Source organism: Palleronia salina (assembly GCF_900141995.1).
Taxonomy (GTDB): domain Bacteria; phylum Pseudomonadota; class Alphaproteobacteria; order Rhodobacterales; family Rhodobacteraceae; genus Palleronia; species Palleronia salina.
In genome coordinates this window covers 55,290-77,180 of sequence record NZ_FQZA01000010.1, presented here as the reverse complement: position 1 = coordinate 77,180, position 21,891 = coordinate 55,290, and the positions used below count along the sequence as shown (strand labels likewise).

Below are 21,891 nucleotides of genomic sequence, written 5' to 3'. Positions count from 1 at the left end.
TCTACCGTCGGAGAACCGCCGCGATGAAGGATACCGAGACCACCGCCACGCCGGTGCTGCGCCTGTCGGGCGTGACCAAGACGTTCCCGGGCGTCACCGCCCTGTCGCAGGTCGAACTGGCGCTCTACCCCGGCCAGGTCACCGCGCTGATCGGCGAGAACGGCGCGGGCAAGTCGACGCTGGTGAAGATCCTCACCGGCATCTACCAGCCCGACGAGGGGCAAATCGTGGTGGACGGCGACCCGGTGCGGTTTCCCAGCGCGACCGCCGCGACCGAGGCCGGCATCACGGCGATCCACCAGGAAACCGTCCTTTTCGACGAGCTTTCGGTGGCCGAGAACATCTTCCTGGGCCACGCACCCCGCGGCCGTTTCGGGCTGATCGACTGGGCCCGGATGCGCGAGGACGCGGCCGCGATCCTCGACCGCATCGGCGCGCGCATCGACCCCAGGACCTTGCTGGGCGACCTGGGCATCGGATCGAAGCACCTGGTCGCCATCGCCCGCGCGCTGTCGGTGGACGCGCGCGTGGTCATCATGGACGAGCCGACGGCCTCGCTGTCGCAGGCCGAGATCGAGGAGCTTTACGACCTGGTCGAGCGGCTGAAGGGCGAGGGCAAGGCGATCCTGTTCATCTCGCACAAGTTCGACGAGGTCTTCCGCATCGCCGACCGCTACACCGTTTTCCGCGACGGCGAGATGGTGGATGCCGGCATGATCGCGGACACCACCGAGGACAAGCTGGTCGAGAAGATGGTGGGCCGGTCCATGGACGCGATCTTCCCCACCCGCGAGCACAAGCCCGGCGACGAGGTGCTGCGCGTCGAGGATTTCGCCCACCCGACCGAGTTCGACGGCATCTCGTTCACCTTGCGGCGCGGCGAGATCCTGGGGCTTTACGGCCTTGTCGGCGCGGGCCGGTCCGAGGTCATGCAGGCGCTGTTCGGCGTCACGCGACCGTCGCGCGGGCAGGTTCGGCTGAACGGCGAGACGCTTCGCATCCGCGCGCCCGCCGACGCCATCGCCAACGGGATCGTCTACGTGCCCGAAGATCGCGGCAAGCAGGGGGCCATCGGCGCCATGCCGATCTTCCAGAACGTGACGCTGCCATCGCTCGGGACCACGTCGAAGGCCGGGTTCGTGCGCATGGCCGAGGAGTTCGCGCTGGCCCGCAAGTATACCGAGCGGCTGGACCTGCGCGCCTCGGCGCTGGACCAGAACGTGGGCAACCTGTCGGGCGGCAACCAGCAGAAGGTGGTGATCGCCAAGTGGCTGGCGACCCAGCCCGCCGTCATCATCCTGGATGAGCCGACCAAGGGCATCGACGTGGGCAGCAAGGCGGCGGTTCACGAATTCATGGCCGAACTGGCCGCCAAGGGGCTGTCGGTCATCATGGTCAGCTCGGAGATCCCCGAGATCCTGGGCATGTCGGACCGGGTGATCGTGATGCGTGACGGGCTGATGGTCAGCGAACACGACCGCGACGGCCTGACGCCCGAAACGCTGGTCCGCGCGGCCGCAGGCTACGAAGGGGAAGCGGCATGACCGGGTTTCTGAAATCGCGCGAGGCGATCCTGCTGGGCGCGCTGATCGCGCTTATCCTCGTGGTCGAGATGCGCTTCTCGGGCTTCGCGGCGCCGGGCAACCTGGCCGACGTGTTCAACGACACCTCGATCCTCATCATCCTGGCGCTGGGGCAGACATTGGTGATCCTGACGCGCTGCATCGACCTGTCGCAGGCGTCGAACCTCGCTCTGACGGGCATGGTGACGGCCATGCTGAACGCCAGCATGCCGGGCCTGCCAGTGGTCGTTCTGCTGGCCATCGCGATGGGGCTGGGCCTTGTCATGGGCGCGTTCAACGGCATCCTGGTCTGGAAGCTCGAGATTCCGCCCATCGTGGTGACCCTCGGCACGCTCACCATCTACCGCGGCATCATCTTCGTCGTCTCGGGCGGCGAATGGGTGAACAGCCACGAGATGAGCGCGGCCTACAAGGCCTTTCCGCGGGCCGAGTTCCTGTCGCTGCCGGTGATGAGCTGGATCTGCCTTGCCGTGATCGCGGCCTTCGCCATCGGCGTGAACCGCACCGCGCTGGGCCGCGCCTTCTACGCGGCGGGCGGCAACCCGGGTGCTGCGGTCTATACCGGCATCGATGTCGGCAAGACGCGGTTCTGGGCCTTCGTGATCGCGGGCGGCCTTGCGGGGCTGTGCGGCTATCTCTGGGTGTCGCGCTACGCGGTGGCCTACACCGACGTGGCGGGGGGCTTCGAGCTTGACATCGTGGCGGCCTGCGTCGTGGGCGGCATCGCGATCATGGGCGGCTCGGGCACGGTGCTGGGCGCCGTGCTTGGGGCCCTGTTCCTGGGCACGATCAAGAACGCGCTGCCGGTCGCGGGCATCTCGCCCTTCTGGCAGATGGCGATTTCCGGCGCCGCGATCATCATCGCGGTGGCCTTCAACACTCGGCGAGAGACCGGGCGCGTGATCCTGAAATCGGCGGAGGCCAAGGCATGAGCATCGCAGAGGGAACCAAGCCGCGCCGGTTGCCCGACCGGCTGTCGAGCCGACCGTCGCGCATCCTGAAAAGCTGGGAAGTGCTGCTGGCGGGGATCGCGATCCTGATCTTCCTCGCGAACACGCAGGCCAGCCCTTATTTCCTGAACCCGTGGAACCTGAGCGACGCGACCTTGGCCTTCACCGAGAAGGCGATGATCGGTTTCGCCATGGCGCTGCTCATCATCTCGGGCGAGATCGACCTGAGCGTCGCGGGGATCATCGCGCTTGCCTCGACCGCCATGGGGTTCGCCGCGCAATACGGCATGGGCACGCCCGGGCTGGTCCTGATCGGCCTGGCCGTGGGCGTGGTCTGCGGGGCGTTCAACGGCGTTCTCGTGACGCGGCTGGGCCTGCCGTCGATCGTGGTGACCATCGGCACCATGAGCCTGTTCCGGGGCATCAGCTACATCATCCTGGGCGACCAGGCCTATGGCGACTATCCCGACGATTTCGCCTTCTTCGGGCGTGGCTACGTCTTCTGGGTGATCTCGTTCGAGCTGACGCTCTTCGCCCTGTTCGCCCTGATCTACGGCGGGTTGCTGCATTTCACCAATTTCGGGCGGCAGGTCTACGCCATCGGCAACAACGCCACCGCCGCCACCTTCTCGGGCATCCGGGTGGCGCGGGTGAAGATGATCCTGTTCCTGCTCACCGGCGTCATGTCGGGCGTCGCGGCGGTGTGCCTGACGGCGCGGCTCGGCTCCACCCGCCCCTCCATCGCCTTCGCGTGGGAGCTTGAGATCGTGACCATGGTCGTGCTTGGCGGCGTGTCGATTCTGGGCGGGGCGGGGTCGATCCTGGGCGTCGTCATCGCGGCGCTGATCATCGGCATGGTGACCTTCGGGCTGGGCCTGCTGAACGTGCCGGGCATCGTCATGTCGATCTTCACCGGCGCATTGCTGATCGCCGTCATCGCCCTGCCGCGGCTGATCCTGCTGATCCGCAAGGGACGCACCTCATGAGCGAGAAACACGCCTTCATCATGAAGCTGATCCCGGGGCAGGAGGCCGAGTATCGCCGCCGCCACGACGCCATCTGGCCCGAGCTGTCCGAGCTGCTGCGCGAGGCGGGCGTCAGCGACTACTCGATCCACCTGGACCGCGAGACATCGACGCTGTTCGCGGTGCTCTGGCGGACCGGGGATCACGGCATGGATACGCTTCCCGACCACCCGGTGATGCGCAAATGGTGGGACCACATGGCCGATATCATGGTGACGAACGCGGACGCGTCGCCCTACGCGCGGGACCTCGAGACGGTGTTCCACCTGCCGTGACCCGACCGCGCCGCATCGCCGTCATCGACATCGGCAAGACCAACGCGAAGCTGGCGCTGGTCGATGGCGAAACGCTGGCCGAGATCTCCGTGCGCACCCGGCCGAACGCCGTGGTCCACGCGCCGCCCTGGCCGCAATTCGACCTCGAGGGGCACTGGACCTTCCTGCTCGACGGGCTGGCCACGATGCAGGCCGAGCACGGGATCGACGCCGTCTCGGTCACCACCCATGGCGCGTCGGCGGTGCTGCTGGACGCGGACGGGGCGCTCGCCGCGCCGATGCTGGACTACGAACACGACGGGCCGGATTCCGTGGCGTCCGCCTACGACGCGATCCGGCCCGATTTCGCCGAGACCGGCAGCCCGCGCCTGTCCATGGGGCTGAACCTGGGGGCGCAGTTGCATTGGATGTTCCAGGCCGATCCTGGGCTGCGCGACCGGGTCGCGCACGTCCTGACCTATCCGCAGTACTGGGGCTACCGGCTGACCGGGGAGATGGCCTGCGATGTCAGCTCGCTGGGCTGCCACACCGATCTTTGGAACCCGTGGGACGGCGTGCCGTCGTCGCTGGTCGCGCGGCTCGGTCTGTCGGACAAGCTCGCGCCCCCGCGAAAGCCGTCGGAGGTGCTGGGCGGGCTCGCGGACGAGATCGCGGCGCGCACCGGCATCGCGGCGGGTACACCGGTGGCGGTGGGCATCCACGACAGCAACGCCTCGCTTTTCCCCCATCTCGTCGGGCGGGCGGCGCCGTTCTCGGTCGTGTCGACGGGCACCTGGGTCATCGCCATGGCGGTGGGCGGGGCGCCCGGCGCGATGGAAGCCGCGCGCGACACGCTGGTGAATGTCGACGCGCGCGGCGGGCCGGTGCCCTCGGCGCGGTTCATGGGCGGACGGGAATACGAGATCGCGCGTGAAGGATGCGCGGCGACGCCCACCGCGGACGACCGCGCGGCGGTCCTGCGCGGGCTGTTCCTGCTGCCGTCGCTCGAACCCGGAAGCGGCCCGTTCCCGGAGCGCACGGGCGGGTTCAGCGATCCGCCCGCCACGGACGGGCAGAGAATGCTCGCGATCTCGTGGTATCTGGCGCTGATGACCGACACCTGTCTCGAACTGGTGGGCGCGGCCGGTCCGACGGTGGTCGAGGGGCCGTTCGCGCGCAACGCGGATTACTTGCAGATGCTGGCCGCCCTGCGCCCCGATGGGGTCGAGGCGTCCGGCTCGGCCACGGGCACCGCCACCGGCGCGGCGATGCTGTTCGACGACTCCGCGCGGGCCGCGGACGGCGCGCCGGTCCCCGTCGAGGATGCCGAGGCCTTGCGCGCCTACGCGGATGCGTGGCGCGCCCGGCTGGCTGCCGACTGAACACTCCAACTTGATTTCCGGAAACCGGAAGGCGTCCGCCCCGACGCGGATCGCGCTCAGGCGCCGTAGCGGAACTCGCGCTCGGGGTCGGGGCTGATCGTGACGCGCTGACCCTGGTCGATCCTGCGGCTGCCGTCGATCCGGGCCAGCAGCGGGCCGACCTCTTCGGTCTCGACATGCAGGATCGTGTCGGCGCCAAGGCGCTCGACGTGGCGCACGGTGCCGGACCATTCGCCCCCGACCTCGCTGACCGTCACGTGTTCGGGGCGGATGCCGTAGACCTTGCAGCCCTTGGCCTTGGCGACCTCGCCCTCGAACAGGTTCATCTTCGGGGACCCGATGAAGCCCGCGACGAAGGGCGTCGCGGGACGTTCGTAAAGGTCCATGGGCGTGCCGACCTGTTCGATCCGCCCGCCGTTCAGGACCACGATCTTGTCGGCCATGGTCATCGCCTCGACCTGGTCGTGGGTGACGTAGATCATGGTGGCGCCCAGCCGGTCGTGCAGTTCGGTCAGCTTGATGCGCATCTGTGCGCGCAGGGCGGCGTCCAGGTTCGACAGCGGCTCGTCGAACAGGAACACGTCCGGGTCGCGCACGATGGCGCGGCCGATGGCGACGCGCTGGCGCTGGCCGCCCGACAATTCCTTGGGCTTGCGGTCCAGGTAATCTTCGAGCTGCAGGATGCCCGCCACCTCGTCGACCTTGCGGGCGATCTCGTCCTTCGGGGTCTTGGCCAGCGACAGGCCGAACCCGATATTCTCGCGCACCGACAGATGCGGGTAGAGCGCGTAATTCTGGAACACCATGGCGATGCCCCGCTCGGACGGCTCGGCGGCCGAGACGTCGCGGCCCCCGATCTCGATCACGCCGGACGTGTGCACCTCGAGGCCCGAGATCATGCGCAGCAGGGCGGACTTGCCGCAGCCCGAGGGGCCGACGAAGACGCAAAACTCGCCTTGCTCGATCTCGAGGTCGATGCCGTGGATGACCTCGACACCACCGAAGCTCTTGCGCAGGTCTTTAAGCTCTACTCGGGACATGGGTTCCTATCCTTTGACCGCGCCGGAGGTCATGCCGGCGACGATCTGGCGGTTGAAGAAAACGAAGACGAAGAAGGGCGGGATGGTGATCATCAGGATGTTCATGAACAGCAGGTTCATCTGGCTCAGGAACTGGCTAGAGAAGTTGTAGAGCGTCAGCTGCACCGTGATGTTCTCGCGCCCCGGCAGGTAATAGAGCGGGTGGGTGAAGTCGTTGAAGATGGTGATCGACTGCACCACCACCACCGTCAGTGTGACGGGCTTCAGAAGCGGCAGGACGACCTTGAAGAAGACCTGCCACGGCTTCGCGCCGTCGATGATGGCGGCCTCGTCCAGCTCGCGCGGGATGGTCAGTCGCCCAGCCAGATCTCGATCCGGTTCTCGCCGTCGACCAGCAGGTCCGAGACGTCATTGCTCTGGTATGCGACACGATCCTCGTAACAGGTCCAGCCGGGCGTCAGCCGGGCGGTGCCGACCCGCTGCCCGTTCAGCCGAACCTCGTAGAGACCATGGGCCGAGACGTGCAGAACCGGCGCGGACAGTGCCTTGGCATCGAAGCGGGTCGCGACGAACGGCGCCTGTCCCCCTTGGCCCGAATCGCTGTCGGGCGCGATCATCTGCGCGCTCCAGTCCCGATCGGACGCGATCGCCATGGGGGCGGTGGTGGCTTGCACGTTCATGCGTGAATCTCCTCCCGGTTTGCCCGTGCGGTGTGTCTCCACCGCCTTGTGCAACGTTCTACAGATAACGATACACAGATTCGGCTTCCTCGCAAGCCCGGATGTGATAAACAGTGTTCGAGGCAGGAGAAGGGGGTGGGCCCATCAGCGTCGAGCACGATATCTCGCGACCGCCGCGGGTGACGATCAAGACGGTTGCGCGGGATGCCGGCGTGTCGGTCGCCGCGGTGTCGAAGGTGCTGAACAACGCCTACGGCGTGAGCGACGACATGCGCACCCGCGTCATGCGGTCGGTCGAGCGCCTGGGCTACCGCCCGAGCTTTGCCGCGCGGGGCATGCGCGGCCAGACCGACACGTTCGGCGTTCTGCTGATCGACATGCGCAACCCGTTCCTTGCGGACCTGACCGAGGGGATCAAGGCGGGGCTGAACGCAGCGGGCAAGCGGATGATGATCTCGTTCGGCGGGGCCGAGACGGTGATCGAGAAATCGCTGATCGATGCCATGATCGACATGCGCATGGATGGCGTGATCATGGTCGCACCGCGTCTGCCCTCGGGCGAACTCGAAGATTACGCGCGCCAGATGCCGACCGTGCTGATCGGTCACCACGAGCCGGACGCCGCGTCCTTCGACACCGTCAACAGCGACGACGAACGCGGCGCGACCATGGCCGTCGAGCAGCTGGTGCGGCGCGGGTTCCGGGACATCTGGATGCTCTGCGCGCCGCGCCGGGTGGGCGGCCACGAGGTCGGCGACCGGCGCGAGGCGGGATACTACGCCGCCATGCAGGCGGCCGGCCTCTCGGACCGCGCCCGCGTTGTGGAATCCCGCAGCGAAACGGGCGACGACCCGGCCGAATTCTCGGCCCTGCTCGACGCCCTGCCACGTCCCGGCGCCGTCTTCAGCTGGAGCGACATTCACGGCGTCCCCCTCATCACCGAGGCGCGGGCCCGCGGCCTGCGCGTGCCCGAGGATTTCGCCGTGGTGGGCTACGACAATTCCAGCCTTGCGCGGCTGATGCCGGTGAGCCTCAGCTCGATCGACCAGCAGGGGATCGAGGTCGGGCGCAAGGCGGCCGAAACGCTGCTGGCCCGGGTCGAACGGGGATCGAAGGGGCGGCACATCCTGATCCCGCCCAAGCTGGTCCTGCGCACCAGCGGCTAGGGCGCCTGGGCAGGGTCAGCGCCGTTGGGTGGCTCAGGCGCTGGCCGTCCGGTCGCGGCCCAGGAACACCCAGGCGCAGGCGAACATCAACGTCATGGAGACCAGGAACGGCGCGCCCGGCAGGTAGAAGGGCGTGCTGTCGGCGGTTGCGACCCAGAAGACCTGCGTCATCAGCAGCGGCGACACGATCATGGCCAGCGCCCCCGCGCTGGTCAGAAGGCCCTGCAAACCGCCCTGGCTGTTGTCGGGGATGGCGCGGCTCATCAGCCCCTGCAGCGCGGGCGTGACCACGGCCCCCAGCGCCGTCAGCGGCGTCAGGATCAGCGCGATGGTCCCGTTGGCCACGAAGGCCAGCGCGATGAAGGCGCAGGTGTTGAAGGCCAGCCCGTAGATCACCGTGCCCCGGTCGCCCAGCCAGCGGAGCACGAAGCGGATCAGGAAGCCCTGCACGATCGCCAGCGAAATGCCGAACATCGCCAGCGAGACGCCGACCATTTGCGGATCCCAGCCGAAGCGCGCCTTGGCGAAATAGGCCCAGATCGCCGGGTAGACGAAGAACGCCACCTGGTAGAGGAAGAACATCAGCACCAGCCGGCTGACCCCCGGCGTGCGGCCCAGATCCAGCAGCGCGCCCAGCGGGTTGGCCCGGGCCCAGGCGAACGGGCGGCGGATGCGGTCGGTCACCGTTTCGGGAAGGATGAAATACCCGAAGACCAGGTTCAGCGCCGCCAGCGCGCTGGCCATGTAGAACGGCGCGCGCGTTCCGTACTCGGCCAGAAGGCCCCCGATCAGCGGCCCCAGCACGAAGCCCACGCCGAAGGACGCCCCCACCATGCCGAACCGGGCGGCCTTCTGCTCGGGCGTCGAAATGTCCGCGACGAAGGCCGTGGCCGTCGACTGGGTGCTGGCCGCGATGCCGCCCACGATGCGACCCGCGAGAAGGATCCAGATGCTGCCCGCCAGCGCGATCACCAGGTAATCGAGGCTCATCACCAGAAGCGACACCAGAAGGACCGGGCGGCGGCCGAAACGGTCGGAGAGCGTGCCCAGCAGCGGCCCGAACAGGAACTGCATCACCGCGAAGGACGTGGACAGGATCCCGCCCCAGATCGCGGCCTGGGCGAGGTTCCCGCCCGACACGTCCTCGATCAGGTCCGGCATCACCGGAAGGACAAGACCGATCCCCATCGCGTCGATCACCAGGGTGATCATGATGAAGGTCAGTGGCAGGCGGCTGTCCATGGGCGCTCCGGTTGCGACCGGGTCCGTCCGGTCGCGCGCCTCTTGGCCCTCGGGCGGTACGACTGTCAATCCGCGCGCCCCGCCAGCGCGGCCAAGCGTCGCGCCAGATCACCGGGCGCGGCGAAGAACGGCGAATGGGCCATCGCCATGGTCTGAACCTCGCCATCGGGGAAATCGGCGGCCATCTGGCGCTGGAACCCGGCGGGGATCGCCCGGTCGTCGTCGCAGACGATATAGATGCGGGGCACGTCGGGCAGGCTGGGCAGGGCGGTCGCCTGCGGCGCGGTGGGCTGCGGGGTCAGGTGCGCGCGGGCGAAGTCGACCGTGCCCGGCGGGCAGTCGTGGTAGAACAGCGTCTCGACCCGGTCGGGGTCGAAGGTGAAGCTGGCACCGTCCTCGGCGCGGCGGATATGGGGCACCAGGGGCTGGTCGGGCCAGTCGCCGCGCATCTGCGACAGGCTGCGCCCCGGCGTGGGCACGTAGGCGCACAGGTAGACGAGCCGCGCGATCTTGTCCGGTGCGGCCAGCGCGGCGGCGGTGATCGGGAAGCCTCCCATGGAGTGGCCGACCAGCGTCACCGGCGTGTCGATGGTCTCGACGATCCGCGCCGCGTAGGTGTCCAGCGTCACGTCGGCGGGGGGCGTGCGGTCCGCGCCGTGGCCGGGCAGGTCGATGGCGCGTGCCGGTTGGCCCAGGGCCTCCAGTTCGGCCAGCGTATCCCGCCAGCACCACGCGCCGTGGCACGAGCCGTGGATCAACAGCAGTTCAGACATGGCCGGTCGCCGCGATGAAGTCGTTGAGCACGCGGGCGTATTCCTCGGGCTTTTCCACGCAGGGCAGGTGGCCCGCGCCGCGGATCAGGTGAAACTGCGACCCGGGGATCAGGCCCACCGTCTCGCGCACCAGGTCCGGCGGCGTACTGTCGTCCTCGGAGCCCGCGATGCCCAGCGTGGGCAGGCGCAGCGACGCGGTGGGGGTGTAGAAATCGGTGTGCGAGATCGCGGCCGAGCAGCCGCCATACCCGTCGGCCGGCGTCCGGGTCAGCAGGTGGCGCCATTTCATCACCTCGGGGGTGGCGCGGAAGGCGTCCGAGAACCAGCGCTGCATCACCGCGTCGGCCAGCGCCTCGACTCCGCCCATCTTCAGTGTGTCGATGCGGTCCTGCCAGATCTCGCGCGTGCCGATCTTGGCCGCGGTGTTCGAAAGAACCATGGCGCGCACCTGGTCCGGCCGCTTGACCGCCAGGCCTTGCGCGATCATCCCGCCGATGCTGAGCCCGACCAGCAGGCAATCGCGCACCTCAAGGTGATCCAGCAGCCGTTCGAGGTCGGTGACCAGCTGCCCCATGGTGTAGGGCATCTTCGGGCAGTCGCTGAGCCCGTGGCCGCGCTTGTCATAGCGGATGATCCGCGCGCCTTGCGGCATCATGGGCAGGATCGCGTCCCACAGCCGCATATCGGTGCCCAGCGAATTGGCGAAGACGATGGCCGGGCCATCGGCTTTGCCGGTGTCCTCGTAGTGGACATGGAAGCCGTCGAGTTTCGCGATGGGCATGGAACGTATCCTTTGCGATTGTCGGATAAGGTCAAGTCTCGACGTGAAATCGCGCGCGGGACGGACCGAGATGTTGGAAAAGATCAAGCATCGCCGAAGCGCTCCAGCGCCGTTGCGAAGGTCGCGGGGTCCACGTTGCCGCCGGACGCGACGCAGACGACCGTGTCGCCGTCTACCTGGTCGGGCCGGAACAGCGCGGCGGCCAGCGCGATGGCGCCGCCGGGCTCGAGCACGATCTTCAACCGCTTGAAGGCCAGCGCCATGGCGTGCAACGCCTCGTCGTCGCTCACGGTCAGGCCGGGGCCGCAGAGACGGTGCAGGATCGGGAAGGTCAGATCACCCGGCGCGGGCGTCATGACGGCGTCGCAGATGCTGCCGGACTGCCGGTCGTTGCGCTGGATCGTGCCGGACCTGAGCGACCGCGCCACGTCGTCGAACCCCTCGGGCTCGACCGGGCGGGCGCGCAGCCCCGGCGCCCGGCTGTCCAGCGCCAGCGCGACGCCGGATGTCAGGCCCCCGCCGCCGCAGCAGACCAGGACGTCGCCCGTGGTGTCGGGCAATTCGGCGGCGATCTCCAGCCCGACCGAGGCCTGACCGGCGATGACCTCGGGGTGGTCGTACGGCTTGATCAGCGTTAGGCCACGTTCGTCGGCCAGCGCGGCGCCGATCTCCTCCCGGCTTTCGCTGTCGCGATCGTAAAGCACCACTTCGGACCCGAAGGCGCGGGTGTTGGCGACCTTCAGTGCCGGCGCGTCGGACGGCATGATGATCACCGCCGGCACGCCCATGCGGCGCGCGGCCAGGGCCACGCCCTGCGCGTGATTGCCCGACGAATAGGCCAGCACGCCGGCCGCGCGGGTCGCATCGTCCAGCGCGCTCAGCGCCGACCACGCGCCGCGAAACTTGAAGCTGCCGGTGTGCTGCAGGCATTCGGGCTTCACCAGAACGTGGCGGCCGGCGATCTCGTCGAAAAAGGGCGAGGACAGCAGCGGCGTGTGCCGGACGTGCCCTTCGAGCCGATTGGCCGCGGCCAGAACCGCGTCGATATTCACAGCAGCGCCCGCCAGGCCGCGATGGCCTCCAGCGCCTCGGGCTCGTCCAGGAAGGGCACGTGCCCGCGTCCGGGCACCTCGGCCCCGATCATGTCGGGCCGCCGGCGTCGCATCTCGGCCAGTGTTTCGGGGCTGAGCAGGTCGGAATTGGCGCCCCGGATGCAGGCCAGCGGCAGGCCCGCCATGGCGTCGAACAGGGGCCAGAGGTCCGGCGCCGGCTGCGCGCCCGCGGCCTTCACCGCCTCCGCCAGCGCGGGATCGTAGTTGATGACCAGCCCGTCCTCGGTCTGGTGATAGTGCTTGCGCACCTCCTCGGCCCATCGCGTCTCGGGCACGCCTTCGAACCCGGCCATCAGGCTCGCGCGCATGGCGGTCGCCTCGGCATGGGTCTTCTGCGGAGGGTTCCGGCCGATATAGGCCATGATGACGTCCAGGCCCCCGGTCGCGATCTCGGGGCCGATATCGTTCAGGCAGACCCCCGCCACGCGGTCCTTCGCCGTGGCCGACAGCATCATGGCGATCAGCCCGCCCCGCGACGTGCCGAGGATGGCGGCGCTTTCAAGGCCCAGGTGGTCGAGCAGTTCCACCGCGTCGCGCGCCTCGACCGGGACGGTATAGGTCTCGGGCGCGGCCCAGTCCGACAGCCCCCGGCCGCGGTAATCCAGCGCGATCACCCGCGCGCCGTCCAGGTGCGGCGCGACGTAGTCGAAATCGGTGGAATTGCGGGTCAGTCCCGACAGGCAGAGGATCGGCTGACCTTCGCCCCTGTCGGAATAGTGCAGCCGCAGCCCGTCGGACGTCGTGAAGTCAGGCATCTGCCGCGATCTCCGGTATCGTTGTGAGATCTGAAAGAACATGGGCGGGCCGCCCCGGCAAGCGATCCAGAGGCGCGCCGGCGCGGTTCACCCAGACTGTGACAAACCCGTAGGCGGCGGCGAACCCCGCGTCCCAGCCGTTCGACGACACGAACAGCACCTGCTCGGGCGGGCAGCCGAAGCACCGGCCGACCATGTCGTAGACCGCGCGGGCCGGTTTGAAGACGCCCACGTCCTCGACCGACAGGACGGCATCCAGCTGCTCGCCGATCCCGGCCGAGCCGACCGCGCCCTGCAACATCTCGGGCGCGCCGTTGGACAGGATGGCGGTCGCGAGGTCGCGCTGCTTCAGCTTGGCCAGCATGGCGGGCACCTCGGGGTAGGCCGAAAGCTCCCGGTAGAGCGCCAGGAGCCGCTCGCGCAGCTCGGGATCGTCCGCCAGGCCGGCCGCTTCGAGCGCCCAGTCCAGGCCGTCCTGCGTGACCTGCCAGAAATCCGTGTGCGTCCCGGCGGCGGCGCGCAGCCAGCTGTATTCCAGCTGCTTCAGCCGCCAGTCGCGGGCGATGTCGCCCCATTTCGCCTTCAGCGCGTCGCGGCCGGGCTCGTCTGCCGCGTCGCGGGCGGCGGCGGAGACGTCGAACAGCGTGCCGTAGGCGTCGAAGACACAGGTCGTGATGGGCATGGCGGGCCTCCCTCGGGTTGGCGCGACGGTGCCACAGCCCCCGCCGGGGGAAAAGGGCCGGCGGGGTCAGGCCCGGTCGGACGCGGGCAGGATCACCCCTTCGACCAGCGCGTGCAGGCGGCCCAGATGACCGGCCATGGTGGCGGGGCGCGAGATGTCCGATGTCATGACCACCACCAGCCGCCGGTCGGGCACCACGTAGATCATCTGCCCGCCGTAGCCGCGGGCATAGCGCACCTGCACCCCGTCCACCGTCCAGAGAAACCAGCCATAGCCATAAGCGTGCCCGGGGATGTCGGCGGGGGCGGTGGGGCGCCACGACGCGTCGACCCATGTCTTGGGGACGATGCGGGTGCCGTCCAGTTGCCCGCCGTGCAGGTAGGCCTGCCCGAACCGCAGCATCCCCCGGGGCGAGACGCGCATGTCGTTGCCGCCGAGATAGTTTCCCTGCGGATCGCGCGTCCAGGGCGGCAGCGCCAGGCCCAGCGGATCGCCGAGTCGCTCCTGCGCCAGGCGGTGCAGGTCCGTGTCCGCCGCGTTGGCCAAAGCGGTGCCGAGGATGTGGGTGTTGGCGGTGGAATACAGCCGCTCGGTCCCGGGGTCGGCCACCATGGGCGCCGACAGCGCGTCGTAGATCCAGTGGTCGCCCGCGACCCAGCCGCCATAGGTCGACCCGGCGAAGGGCGTCAGCCCCGATTGCATGGTCAGCAGGTGCCGAAAGCTGATCTGGCGCAGACGATCGTCCCCGCGGCGCGGGATCACCCGGCCCAGGTACGGGGCGACGGGCGCGTCGACCGACGGGATCTCGCCCCGCTCCAGCGCGATGCCGCACAGCGCCGAGACCAGCGTTTTCGACACCGACTTGACGTTAACTGGCGTGTCGAGGTCCGGCCCGCGGAAGGTCTGGGCCACGGCCAGCGCGCCGTCCTGCGAAATCAGAAGCGCGTGCAGCTGGTCGAGACCGCGCGCCAGCGTCGCGGCCGGCGCGAAGGCGGAGTCGGCCCGTGCCGCGCGGGGGGCCAGAATGGCGGCCGAAAGCGTTGCAAGCGCGTCTCTTCTGCTGAAAACGGGGTCTTTCATGGACCTTTTTTGCCATTTTCGCGTTTTTCGCGCCACTGCCGGTTTACAGACCGTGTCAGGTTTCCCATGTGTGAGGGGAGCCACATGAGCACCCGCCGAGATTGGCGGCCTCGACGAAATTTCCCCTTACATCGAAGGAGAACGACATGAGCCAAGCGAAGGCAGGCGATACCGTATCCATGCATTATTCCGGCGCCCTGGCCGACGGAACGAAGTTCGACAGCTCGGAAGGCCGCGATCCGCTGGAATTCCAGCTGGGCACCGGCCAGATCATCCCGGGTCTCGACGAAGCGATCACCGGCATGGAAGTCGGCGACAAGAAGACCGTGACCGTCGCCCCCGAGAACGGCTATGGCCCGCGCGACCCGAGCCGCATCCAGGCCGTCCCGCGTGAGCAGATCCCCGATCACATCCCGACCGAGCCGGGCACCCAGCTGCAGATGCAGACCCCCGACGGGCAGACCATCCCCGTTGTCGTGGCGCAGGTGTCGGACAGCGAAGTCACGCTGGACGCCAACCATCCGCTGGCCGGTCAGGAACTGACCTTCGACGTCGAGCTCGTTGACATAAAGGCCGCCTGAGGCAGCCGGGTCGGACACTCTCGATCCAGACGCAAGCAGGCCGCCCCTCGGGGCGGCCTGTTTCGTTTCGCCAGGTGTCCGGCAAATCAGATGTTGTCGGATTGCGGCATCCCCAGCACGTGGTAGCCGCCGTCCACGTGGATGATCTCGCCGCTGGTGCAGGCGCCGTAATCCGAGGCAAGGTACACCGCCGTGCCGCCCACCGCCTCGAGCGTGGCGTTATCGCCCAGGGGCGCGTTCTGCGACGTGTGCTTGAACGTCTTGCGCGCGCCCCCGATCGCCGCGCCCGCCAGCGTTTTCATCGGGCCGGGCGAGATGGCGTTCACCCGGATGCCGTCGCGGCCCAGGTCGTTGGCGAGATAGCGCACCGAGGATTCCAGCGCCGCCTTGGCCACGCCCATCACGTTGTAGAACGGCGTGACCTTGTTCGACCCCTGGTAGGTCAGCGTCAGCACCGTGCCGCCGTCGGGCATGAGCTCCGAGGCGCGGCGGGCCACGTCGATGAAGGAATAGCAGCTGATCGACAGCGAGTTCTGGAAGTTCGCCCGCGTCGTGTTGATGAAGCGGCCCGTCAGCTCGGACTTGTCGGAATAGGCGATGGCATGGACCACGAAGTCCATCCGGCCCCAGCGGTCCTTCAGCATCGCGAAGGCCGCGTCCATGCTGGCGTCGTCGGTCACGTCCACGTCCACCAGGATGTCGCTGCCCACCGATTGCGCCAGCGGCTCGACCCGTTTGCCGAAGGCTTCGCCCTGGTGGGTGAAGGCCAGCTCGGCGCCCTCGTCGGCCATGGCCTTGGCGATGCCCCAGGCAATGGACCGGTCGTTCGCCACGCCCATGATCAGGCCGCGCTTGCCCTTCATCAGGTCAGCCATGGCGCCTACTCCTTGAACTTGCTCAGTAGCATCGACCCGTTCGTTCCGCCGAAGCCGAAGGAATTGGTCATCACGGTATCCAGCCCCGCGTTCTCCACCGGCTCGGTCGCGATCTCGCCCGGGCGGATGGCGGGATCTAGTGTCTCGACGTTGATCGACGGCGCGATGAAGTCGTTCTCGAGCATCAGCAGGCAGTAGATCGCTTCCTGCGCGCCGGTGGCGCCCTGGCTGTGGCCGGTCATGGACTTGGTCGAGCTGATCGGCGGCGCGCTGCCGTCGCCGAACGTGCGGCGCACGGCCTCGACCTCGCCCACGTCGCCGACGGGGGTCGACGTGCCATGGGCATTGATATAGCCGACGCGATCCTGGTCGAAATCCTTCAGCGCCAGCTTCATCGCCCGCTCGCCCCCCTCGCCCGAGGGGGCGACCATGTCGTGGCCGTCGCTGGTGGCGCCGAAGCCCGTGACCTCGGCGTAGATCTTCGCGCCGCGGGCCTGGGCATGCTCAAGGCTTTCCAGCACCACCATGCCGCCGCCGCCCGCGATGACGAAGCCGTCACGGTTCGCGTCGAAGGCGCGCGAGGCCTTCTGCGGCGTGTCGTTGTATTTCGCCGACATCGCGCCCATGGCATCGAAGAGGCACGACAGCGTCCAGTCGAGCTCTTCCCCGCCGCCGGCGAACATCACGTCCTGCGCGCCCAGCTGGATCTGCTGCGCGGCCATGCCGATGCAGTGCAGCGAGGTCGAGCAGGCCGAGGTGATCGAGAAGTTCATGCCCTTGATCTTGAACGCCGTCGACAGGTTGGCGCTGACCGTCGAGGACATGCACTTGGGCACCGCGAAGGGGCCGATGCGCTTGGGGCTGCCCTTTTCCAGAACCGTCTGGTGCGCGCTGAGCATGGCGCTGGTGGACGGCCCGCCCGACCCGGCAATGAGACCGGTGGACGGGTTCGACACCATGTCGTCGGTCAGGCCCGCGTCGGCGATGGCCTGCTGCATGGCGATATGGGCATAGGCCGCGCCGGGCCCCATGAAGCGCAGCGTGCGCTTGTCCACATGGTCGGCCACGTCGATCTTCAGGGTGCCGGCGATCTGGCTGCGAAAGCCGTGTTCGGCCATTTCGGGGCTGGCCTCGATGCCGGACTTGCCGGCCTTCAGCGCGGCGGTGACTTCCTCGGCGGAATTGCCGATGGGCGAGACGATGCCCAGCCCGGTGACGACGACGCGTTTCATTGGCAGGTCTCCGATGTGGGACGGGGCATTGCGACGCTCCTCGCGATGGGGATCAGGATTCCGACAGCGCGACCTTCATGCCGCTCACCTGGTAGATCAGCTCGCCATCGGCATGAACCGTGCCGTCGGCCACGCCCATGGTCAGGCGGCGCGACTGCACGGCCTTGGTGAAGTTCACGTTGTAGGTCAACATCTTGCGGTCCGGGCGGACCATGCCGGTCAGCTTGACCTCGCCCACGCCAAGGGCATAGCCGCGGCCGCTCCAGCCGCGCCAGCCCAGGTTGAACCCGGTCAGCTGCCAAAGGCCGTCGAGACCCAGGCAGCCCGGCATGATCGGGTTGCCGGGAAAGTGGCACTCGAAGAACCACAGGTCGGGATGGATGTCGAACTCGGCCACCACGTGGCCCTTGCCGTGCTCGCCGCCGTCGCCCGAGATGTCGGTGATCCGGTCCATCATCAGCATGGGCGGCTCGGGCAGCTGGGCGTTGCCGGGGCCGAACAATTCGCCCCGGGCGCATTTCAGCAAATCGTCGCGGTCGAAACTGGTGGGATAGGTGGTCATGCCGGATGGCCCCCCTCGGCCGGATCTGGTCGTGCTGCGGTTTCACCGCGTCTATCACCGCCACTTTGGCGCGCGCAAGGGCGGGCCACCGCCATTGCCGATTGAAACCACGGGGTTTTCGCCTGTATAGACGAGCCATGGACAAACGCGACCTTACCCTATCCGACACGGCGCTCCAGACCGGGGCCGACTGGCTTGCCGGCGCGGCGCTCCGGCCCACGCGACAGCGCGTCTCGCTCGCCGCGCTGCTGGTGGGCGACGGGCGGAACCGGCACGTGACCGCCGAAAGCTTGCACGACCTCGCCCGCCGGGCAGGGGAGCCGGTGTCTCTGGCGACGGTCTACAACACCCTGCGGGCGTTCTGCGACGCGGGTCTCATGCAGGAAGTGAACGTCGAGGGGTCGCGGTCGTATTTCGACACGCGCACCGACGACCACCCGCATTTCTTCTGGGAGGACGAGGCCCGGCTCAGCGACGCGCCCGCCGACCAACTGACCATCGCACGCCTGCCCGACGCCCCCGAGGGGATGGAAGTCGCCTCGGTCGAGGTCGTCATCCGCCTGCGCAAGCGGGGCTGAGCCGCCCGCTCAGAACCACTGGCCGGGTTCGATCAGCCCCAGATCCAGCAATTGCTGCGAGTCCCAGTCGAAGCGCACCGAGTTGTGCCATGTGAAATGGCTGACCGCCCAGCGCGACCCGGGATTGGTGCGCAGCGCCTTCGCGGCCCGGAAAGAACAGATCGCCGCCGTCAGGTTGTTGTGCCACGGGCAGGCATAGGTGTTCATCTCTTCGTCCGTCAGCGTGTGATCGGGGCGCAGTTGCAGGCCCGGCTTGGCGCGGAAGATCCCGATCCGGTCGATGCGGCGGCTGTCCTCGGGGACGTGCTCCTCCAGCCGCCAGCGTAACCCTCCGAAGAAATCCAGCTGCCGGTCCTTCGGGTGGTTGTGGTTCGCCGGGTCGGGCCGCCCGGTCGCGTAATATCCCGACTGGTCCAGATGCGCGTCCGTGGGCGAAACCCCGTTCGGGTTCGCGTCGAGATCGGCGGCGTAGAGATCGACCACATAGGTCAGCATCGCGTCGCGCCGTTCCTCGGCGTGGAAGGCCAGAAGCTCGGCCACCGAGCGCGTTTCGCAGAACGGATAGAACAGGTATTCCGCGTTGTAGGTATAGTGGATCCACTGGCCGGGCGCCGCGTCGATCACCGCGTTGACGGCGGCGACTGTGGCGTCCCGGCCCCCCGGACGCCAGCCGACCCGGATGACGCCGCCGGGCAGGGGGGCCGCGGTCTGCACGTGGCCGGGCGCCATCAACAGGATCGTGCGGAACCCCAGCCGCGCCAGGTGTGCCAGCGTGCCGTCCAGTTCGACCGCATCTTCCGCCAGGCAGACCGCCACGGGGCCGCCGCGCGACAGGTCGGGCGGGGCGCCGCGGAATTGGTCCAGATCGCGATATTCGGCCATGCTCGCCCTTCGTGATGCGCTCGCCCCTTCATCGCGCACCCGCGCGCGTTTGCAAAGCGGGCAGGGGGCGGGCGTTGCCTGTGCGGCGGCGCTGCTATAGAGACCGCTCATTCCATCCGCACCGATCGAGGCGTACGCCCATGTCCCAGTCGCGCAAGCTGTATATCAAGACCTATGGCTGTCAGATGAACGTCTACGACAGCGAACGCATGGCCGAGGCGCTGGGCGGGCAGGGCTATACCCAGACCGACACGCCCGACGATGCCGACATGATCGTGCTGAACACCTGCCACATCCGCGAGAAGGCGGCCGAGAAGGTGTATTCCGAGCTTGGACGCTTCCGCCAGTTGAAGGCCGACAAGCCCGACCTGAAGATCGGGGTGGCGGGCTGCGTCGCGCAGGCCGAGGGCGAGGAGATCATGCGCCGCCAGCCGCTGGTCGACCTGGTGGTCGGCCCGCAGAGCTATCACCGCCTGCCCGCGCTCGAGGCAAGAGCGCGTGCCGGCGAGAAGGCGCTCGACACCGATTTCCCCGAGGAAGCCAAGTTCGACGACCTCCCGGCCCGGCCCAAGGCCACGCGTGGGCCGACTGCCTTCCTGACGGTGCAGGAGGGCTGCGACAAGTTCTGCGCCTTCTGCGTCGTGCCCTATACCCGGGGCGCCGAGGTCAGCCGCCCCGCCGCCCGCGTCCTGGACGAGGCGCGCGGCCTGGTCGAGCGTGGCGTGCGCGAGATCACACTGCTGGGCCAGAACGTGAATGCCTACCACGGCCACGCGGGCGGTCTGGCCGGTCTCGTGCGCGACCTGGCGGCCATCGACGGGCTGGAGCGCATCCGCTACACGACCTCGCACCCCAACGACATGGACGACGCCCTGATCGCGGCGCATGGCGAGATCGGCAAGCTCATGCCCTACCTGCACCTGCCCGTGCAGGCGGGCTCGGACCGCATCCTGAAGGCGATGAACCGCAAGCACACCGCCGAAAGCTACCTGCGCCTGATCGAGCGGATCCGTGCCGAGCGACCGGACATCCTGCTGTCGGGCGATTTCATCGTCGGCTTCCCCGGCGAAACGGAAGAGGACTTCCAGGCCACGCTCGACCTCGTGGCCGAGGTCGAATACGGCCAGTGCTACAGCTTCAAGTATTCGCCACGCCCGGGCACGCCCGCCGCCGAGAAAGCCCATGTGGACGAGGCGACGAAGGACGACCGCCTCCAACGTCTGCAAGCCCTGCTGAAATCCCAGCAGCACGCCGTGCAGGACCGGATGGTGGGCCGCGAGGTCGGTGTCCTGTTCGAGAAGGCGGGGCGCGAGCCGGGGCAGATGGTCGGCAAGTCCGAGTATCTGCATTCCGTGTTCGTCGACGCGCCGGACGCGCGGGTGGGCGACCTGGTGCCGGTCACCGTCACCGCCAGCGCGCCGAACTCGCTCGCGGGGCGGCTGCGTTCGGCAGCCTGAGTCGGAGGCGGCGCACCGGCCGCCCTGTCCCGGGCCGCGCGTGCAATCGCGGCAAATCACGCCGATCGTTGTGAAATTGGCAACGATCGGTGTTTTTATTCGTCTTCACAAAGACCTGAAAGCCGTTATGGTCATCCGTGATACGGGGGATGTCGGCCATTTCGCTGCGGTCCGACAACGCATTTCAGGAACAGGAGGCAGCGGTGACACGTATATTTTCGAACCTCGCACGCCTGGCGCTCGTCGCGGGGTTGGCCATGGGCAGTGCCATTTGGGCGGGTGGCCCGGTCGAGGCGCAGCAGCGCGCGGTCGGCACGATCTGGATCGACCCGGACGGTTGCGAACACTGGGTGCGCGATGACGGCTGGGAAGGCTACGCCTCGAACCGCCTGACCCGCAAGGGCACGCCGGTCTGCCACGAGGTCGAGACCTGCGGCGTCATGAGCACCGATGTGCTTTTCGCCACTGACAGCGCGCGGATCGGCGCACAGGGCCGCAAGATGATCGCCGACTTCTTCCAGCAGTCGGGCAGCCGCGCCTACACCATCATCGGCCACACCGACAGCCGCGCCAGCGACGCCTACAACCTGCGTCTGAGCTATAACCGCGCGAACGCGGTCGCCCGCGTCGCGGCAGGCGTCGGCGCCGCCATCAACGACATCCGCGGCTACGGCGAACGCCAGCCCGTGGCGTCCAACCAGACCGCGGCGGGCATGCAGAAGAACCGCCGCGTCGAAATCCTGTGCATTCGGTGAGCGCCATGACCAAGACACCTTTCATCATCCTGGCCGGCGTGCTGGCCCTGGCCGCCTGCGGACCGAAGACCAACCAGACCATCGACCGCGGTTTCGATTCGAAAAGCCTGCAGGACCTTACCAAGACGCCCGGCATCTGGGTCGACGGCGACGGCTGCGAACACTGGGCCATCGACGACGGCATCGAGGGCTACCAGACCAACCGCCTCGACCGTTACGGCAAGCCGGTCTGCGGCCTGCTGCCGCCCTTCACGCTGCACGGTCCCGACGCCGTCGGCTCGCCCGTGCCCGACCCGATCTAGGGCGCGCCCCTTTCCTGGCAGACAAGCCGCGCGGGCGTTCGCTCCGCGCGGCTTTTTCGTTCAAATGCGTGGCCGTCGCGGCGAACGGCACCACTTTCCCTTGCGTGGACGCCCCGAAGGCCCCACCATATCTACATCATAACCGCCAATCCGGAGGAATGT

General features: G+C 68.2%; 25 protein-coding genes. 11 read left to right on the top strand and 14 right to left on the bottom strand.

Annotated elements, in window-relative coordinates:
* Window positions 1-23: 23 nt before the first annotated feature.
* Genes BUB76_RS13520 through BUB76_RS13500 form a run of 5 tightly spaced genes read left to right on the top strand, consistent with a single transcriptional unit; the run spans window position 24 to window position 5,194 of the window.
* Window positions 24-1,544, top strand: a complete 1,521-nt coding sequence (locus BUB76_RS13520) for a sugar ABC transporter ATP-binding protein (protein ID WP_073129325.1) — start codon at window positions 24-26, stop codon at window positions 1,542-1,544.
* Entirely contained in the window at window positions 1,541-2,515 is a 975-nt protein-coding gene (locus BUB76_RS13515) for an ABC transporter permease (protein ID WP_073129324.1), read from the top strand. The genes BUB76_RS13520 and BUB76_RS13515 overlap by 4 nt, the downstream gene beginning before the upstream one ends.
* A complete protein-coding gene (locus BUB76_RS13510) occupies window positions 2,512-3,519 on the top strand; it encodes an ABC transporter permease (protein ID WP_073129323.1) in 1,008 nt (335 codons plus the stop codon). The genes BUB76_RS13515 and BUB76_RS13510 overlap by 4 nt, the downstream gene beginning before the upstream one ends.
* On the top strand, window positions 3,516-3,833 hold the full coding sequence (rhaM, locus tag BUB76_RS13505; RefSeq protein ID WP_073129322.1) for an L-rhamnose mutarotase: 318 nt from the start codon (window positions 3,516-3,518) through the stop codon (window positions 3,831-3,833). Before BUB76_RS13510 ends, rhaM begins: the two co-directional genes overlap by 4 nt.
* Window positions 3,830-5,194, top strand: coding sequence for an FGGY-family carbohydrate kinase (locus tag BUB76_RS13500; protein ID WP_073129321.1), 1,365 nt, complete (start codon window positions 3,830-3,832; stop codon window positions 5,192-5,194). Before rhaM ends, BUB76_RS13500 begins: the two co-directional genes overlap by 4 nt.
* 56 nt (window positions 5,195-5,250) lie before the next feature.
* On the opposite strand, the gene BUB76_RS13495 is transcribed toward BUB76_RS13500, so the two are convergent.
* The 3 genes from BUB76_RS13495 to BUB76_RS13485 are packed head-to-tail and all read right to left on the bottom strand — an operon-like array spanning window position 5,251 to window position 6,914.
* Entirely contained in the window at window positions 5,251-6,234 is a 984-nt protein-coding gene (locus BUB76_RS13495; protein ID WP_073129320.1) for an ABC transporter ATP-binding protein, read from the bottom strand.
* A 6-nt stretch (window positions 6,235-6,240) separates the two neighbouring features.
* Window positions 6,241-6,552: an ABC transporter permease subunit gene (locus BUB76_RS13490; protein WP_236737922.1), complete on the bottom strand. Its 312-nt coding sequence runs from the start codon at window positions 6,550-6,552 to the stop codon at window positions 6,241-6,243.
* A 32-nt stretch (window positions 6,553-6,584) separates the two neighbouring features.
* Window positions 6,585-6,914 (bottom strand): alpha-L-rhamnosidase N-terminal domain-containing protein, encoded by a 330-nt coding sequence (locus tag BUB76_RS13485; RefSeq protein WP_073129319.1) that lies wholly within the window; start codon window positions 6,912-6,914, stop codon window positions 6,585-6,587.
* Between the two features lie 179 nt (window positions 6,915-7,093).
* Between BUB76_RS13485 and BUB76_RS13480 the strand changes: the two genes are divergently transcribed.
* Window positions 7,094-8,080, top strand: a complete 987-nt coding sequence (locus BUB76_RS13480) for a LacI family DNA-binding transcriptional regulator (protein ID WP_214607542.1) — start codon at window positions 7,094-7,096, stop codon at window positions 8,078-8,080.
* Window positions 8,081-8,113: 33 nt separating this feature from the next.
* Here BUB76_RS13480 and BUB76_RS13475 read toward each other — a convergent pair whose 3' ends face one another.
* From BUB76_RS13475 to BUB76_RS13445, 7 genes are all read right to left on the bottom strand, one after another.
* Entirely contained in the window at window positions 8,114-9,322 is a 1,209-nt protein-coding gene (locus BUB76_RS13475) for a TCR/Tet family MFS transporter (RefSeq protein WP_073129318.1), read from the bottom strand.
* 65 nt (window positions 9,323-9,387) lie between these two features.
* Window positions 9,388-10,095, bottom strand: a complete 708-nt coding sequence (locus BUB76_RS13470) for an alpha/beta fold hydrolase (RefSeq protein WP_073129317.1) — start codon at window positions 10,093-10,095, stop codon at window positions 9,388-9,390.
* Window positions 10,088-10,876 carry a 3-oxoadipate enol-lactonase gene (gene pcaD / locus BUB76_RS13465; RefSeq protein ID WP_073129316.1) on the bottom strand — a complete coding sequence of 263 codons (789 nt, stop codon included), beginning with the start codon at window positions 10,874-10,876 and terminating at the stop codon, window positions 10,088-10,090. The genes BUB76_RS13470 and pcaD overlap by 8 nt, the downstream gene beginning before the upstream one ends.
* An 83-nt stretch (window positions 10,877-10,959) precedes the next feature.
* Entirely contained in the window at window positions 10,960-11,928 is a 969-nt protein-coding gene (locus tag BUB76_RS13460) for a threonine ammonia-lyase (protein ID WP_073129315.1), read from the bottom strand.
* Complete coding sequence (locus tag BUB76_RS13455) at window positions 11,925-12,743, bottom strand: alpha/beta fold hydrolase (RefSeq protein ID WP_073129314.1); 819 nt, start codon at window positions 12,741-12,743, stop codon at window positions 11,925-11,927. Before BUB76_RS13455 ends, BUB76_RS13460 begins: the two co-directional genes overlap by 4 nt.
* A complete protein-coding gene (locus BUB76_RS13450; protein WP_073129313.1) occupies window positions 12,736-13,425 on the bottom strand; it encodes a haloacid dehalogenase type II in 690 nt (229 codons plus the stop codon). Before BUB76_RS13450 ends, BUB76_RS13455 begins: the two co-directional genes overlap by 8 nt.
* A 66-nt stretch (window positions 13,426-13,491) precedes the next feature.
* Complete coding sequence (locus BUB76_RS13445) at window positions 13,492-14,505, bottom strand: serine hydrolase domain-containing protein (RefSeq protein ID WP_073129312.1); 1,014 nt, start codon at window positions 14,503-14,505, stop codon at window positions 13,492-13,494.
* 146 nt (window positions 14,506-14,651) lie between these two features.
* Between BUB76_RS13445 and BUB76_RS13440 the strand changes: the two genes are divergently transcribed.
* Complete coding sequence (locus BUB76_RS13440; RefSeq protein ID WP_073129311.1) at window positions 14,652-15,086, top strand: FKBP-type peptidyl-prolyl cis-trans isomerase; 435 nt, start codon at window positions 14,652-14,654, stop codon at window positions 15,084-15,086.
* An 86-nt stretch (window positions 15,087-15,172) separates the two neighbouring features.
* Here BUB76_RS13440 and BUB76_RS13435 read toward each other — a convergent pair whose 3' ends face one another.
* Genes BUB76_RS13435 through fabA form a run of 3 tightly spaced genes read right to left on the bottom strand, consistent with a single transcriptional unit; the run spans window position 15,173 to window position 17,755 of the window.
* A complete protein-coding gene (locus BUB76_RS13435; protein WP_073129310.1) occupies window positions 15,173-15,961 on the bottom strand; it encodes an enoyl-ACP reductase FabI in 789 nt (262 codons plus the stop codon).
* A 5-nt stretch (window positions 15,962-15,966) separates the two neighbouring features.
* Window positions 15,967-17,193: a beta-ketoacyl-ACP synthase I gene (gene fabB, locus BUB76_RS13430; protein ID WP_073129309.1), complete on the bottom strand. Its 1,227-nt coding sequence runs from the start codon at window positions 17,191-17,193 to the stop codon at window positions 15,967-15,969.
* A 52-nt stretch (window positions 17,194-17,245) separates the two neighbouring features.
* A complete protein-coding gene (gene fabA, locus BUB76_RS13425) occupies window positions 17,246-17,755 on the bottom strand; it encodes a bifunctional 3-hydroxydecanoyl-ACP dehydratase/trans-2-decenoyl-ACP isomerase (protein ID WP_073129308.1) in 510 nt (169 codons plus the stop codon).
* A gap of 137 nt (window positions 17,756-17,892) precedes the next feature.
* On the opposite strand from fabA, the gene irrA reads away from it, so the two are divergent.
* Window positions 17,893-18,333: an iron response transcriptional regulator IrrA gene (gene irrA / locus BUB76_RS13420; protein ID WP_073129307.1), complete on the top strand. Its 441-nt coding sequence runs from the start codon at window positions 17,893-17,895 to the stop codon at window positions 18,331-18,333.
* A 9-nt stretch (window positions 18,334-18,342) separates the two neighbouring features.
* Here the strand turns inward: irrA and BUB76_RS13415 are convergent, their stop codons facing one another.
* Window positions 18,343-19,215: a hypothetical protein gene (locus tag BUB76_RS13415; protein ID WP_073129306.1), complete on the bottom strand. Its 873-nt coding sequence runs from the start codon at window positions 19,213-19,215 to the stop codon at window positions 18,343-18,345.
* A gap of 140 nt (window positions 19,216-19,355) precedes the next feature.
* On the opposite strand from BUB76_RS13415, the gene miaB reads away from it, so the two are divergent.
* From miaB to BUB76_RS13400, 3 genes are all read left to right on the top strand, one after another.
* Window positions 19,356-20,672 (top strand): tRNA (N6-isopentenyl adenosine(37)-C2)-methylthiotransferase MiaB, encoded by a 1,317-nt coding sequence (gene miaB, locus BUB76_RS13410; protein ID WP_073129305.1) that lies wholly within the window; start codon window positions 19,356-19,358, stop codon window positions 20,670-20,672.
* 257 nt (window positions 20,673-20,929) lie between these two features.
* The gene (locus BUB76_RS13405) at window positions 20,930-21,427 is read left to right on the top strand and encodes an OmpA family protein (protein ID WP_139250875.1); all 498 of its coding nucleotides are present in this window, start codon (window positions 20,930-20,932) and stop codon (window positions 21,425-21,427) included.
* A gap of 5 nt (window positions 21,428-21,432) precedes the next feature.
* The gene (locus tag BUB76_RS13400) at window positions 21,433-21,729 is read left to right on the top strand and encodes a hypothetical protein (RefSeq protein ID WP_073129378.1); all 297 of its coding nucleotides are present in this window, start codon (window positions 21,433-21,435) and stop codon (window positions 21,727-21,729) included.
* Window positions 21,730-21,891 lie beyond the last annotated feature (162 nt).

What these genes read in the sequence shown, in the direction of transcription:
- BUB76_RS13520 (WP_073129325.1), top strand. Translation starts at nt 24, where the DNA reads ATGAAGGATACCGAGACCACCGCCACGCCGGTGCTGCGCCTGTCGGGC.
- BUB76_RS13515 (WP_073129324.1), top strand. Translation starts at nt 1,541, where the DNA reads ATGACCGGGTTTCTGAAATCGCGCGAGGCGATCCTGCTGGGCGCGCTG.
- BUB76_RS13510 (WP_073129323.1), top strand. Translation starts at nt 2,512, where the DNA reads ATGAGCATCGCAGAGGGAACCAAGCCGCGCCGGTTGCCCGACCGGCTG.
- rhaM (WP_073129322.1), top strand. Translation starts at nt 3,516, where the DNA reads ATGAGCGAGAAACACGCCTTCATCATGAAGCTGATCCCGGGGCAGGAG.
- BUB76_RS13495 (WP_073129320.1), bottom strand. Translation starts at nt 6,234, where the DNA reads ATGTCCCGAGTAGAGCTTAAAGACCTGCGCAAGAGCTTCGGTGGTGTC.
- BUB76_RS13485 (WP_073129319.1), bottom strand. Translation starts at nt 6,914, where the DNA reads ATGAACGTGCAAGCCACCACCGCCCCCATGGCGATCGCGTCCGATCGG.
- BUB76_RS13475 (WP_073129318.1), bottom strand. Translation starts at nt 9,322, where the DNA reads ATGGACAGCCGCCTGCCACTGACCTTCATCATGATCACCCTGGTGATC.
- BUB76_RS13470 (WP_073129317.1), bottom strand. Translation starts at nt 10,095, where the DNA reads ATGTCTGAACTGCTGTTGATCCACGGCTCGTGCCACGGCGCGTGGTGC.
- pcaD (WP_073129316.1), bottom strand. Translation starts at nt 10,876, where the DNA reads ATGCCCATCGCGAAACTCGACGGCTTCCATGTCCACTACGAGGACACC.
- BUB76_RS13455 (WP_073129314.1), bottom strand. Translation starts at nt 12,743, where the DNA reads ATGCCTGACTTCACGACGTCCGACGGGCTGCGGCTGCACTATTCCGAC.
- BUB76_RS13450 (WP_073129313.1), bottom strand. Translation starts at nt 13,425, where the DNA reads ATGCCCATCACGACCTGTGTCTTCGACGCCTACGGCACGCTGTTCGAC.
- BUB76_RS13445 (WP_073129312.1), bottom strand. Translation starts at nt 14,505, where the DNA reads ATGAAAGACCCCGTTTTCAGCAGAAGAGACGCGCTTGCAACGCTTTCG.
- BUB76_RS13440 (WP_073129311.1), top strand. Translation starts at nt 14,652, where the DNA reads ATGAGCCAAGCGAAGGCAGGCGATACCGTATCCATGCATTATTCCGGC.
- BUB76_RS13435 (WP_073129310.1), bottom strand. Translation starts at nt 15,961, where the DNA reads ATGGCTGACCTGATGAAGGGCAAGCGCGGCCTGATCATGGGCGTGGCG.
- fabB (WP_073129309.1), bottom strand. Translation starts at nt 17,193, where the DNA reads ATGAAACGCGTCGTCGTCACCGGGCTGGGCATCGTCTCGCCCATCGGC.
- fabA (WP_073129308.1), bottom strand. Translation starts at nt 17,755, where the DNA reads ATGACCACCTATCCCACCAGTTTCGACCGCGACGATTTGCTGAAATGC.
- irrA (WP_073129307.1), top strand. Translation starts at nt 17,893, where the DNA reads ATGGACAAACGCGACCTTACCCTATCCGACACGGCGCTCCAGACCGGG.
- BUB76_RS13415 (WP_073129306.1), bottom strand. Translation starts at nt 19,215, where the DNA reads ATGGCCGAATATCGCGATCTGGACCAATTCCGCGGCGCCCCGCCCGAC.
- miaB (WP_073129305.1), top strand. Translation starts at nt 19,356, where the DNA reads ATGTCCCAGTCGCGCAAGCTGTATATCAAGACCTATGGCTGTCAGATG.
- BUB76_RS13405 (WP_139250875.1), top strand. Translation starts at nt 20,930, where the DNA reads ATGGGCAGTGCCATTTGGGCGGGTGGCCCGGTCGAGGCGCAGCAGCGC.
- BUB76_RS13400 (WP_073129378.1), top strand. Translation starts at nt 21,433, where the DNA reads ATGACCAAGACACCTTTCATCATCCTGGCCGGCGTGCTGGCCCTGGCC.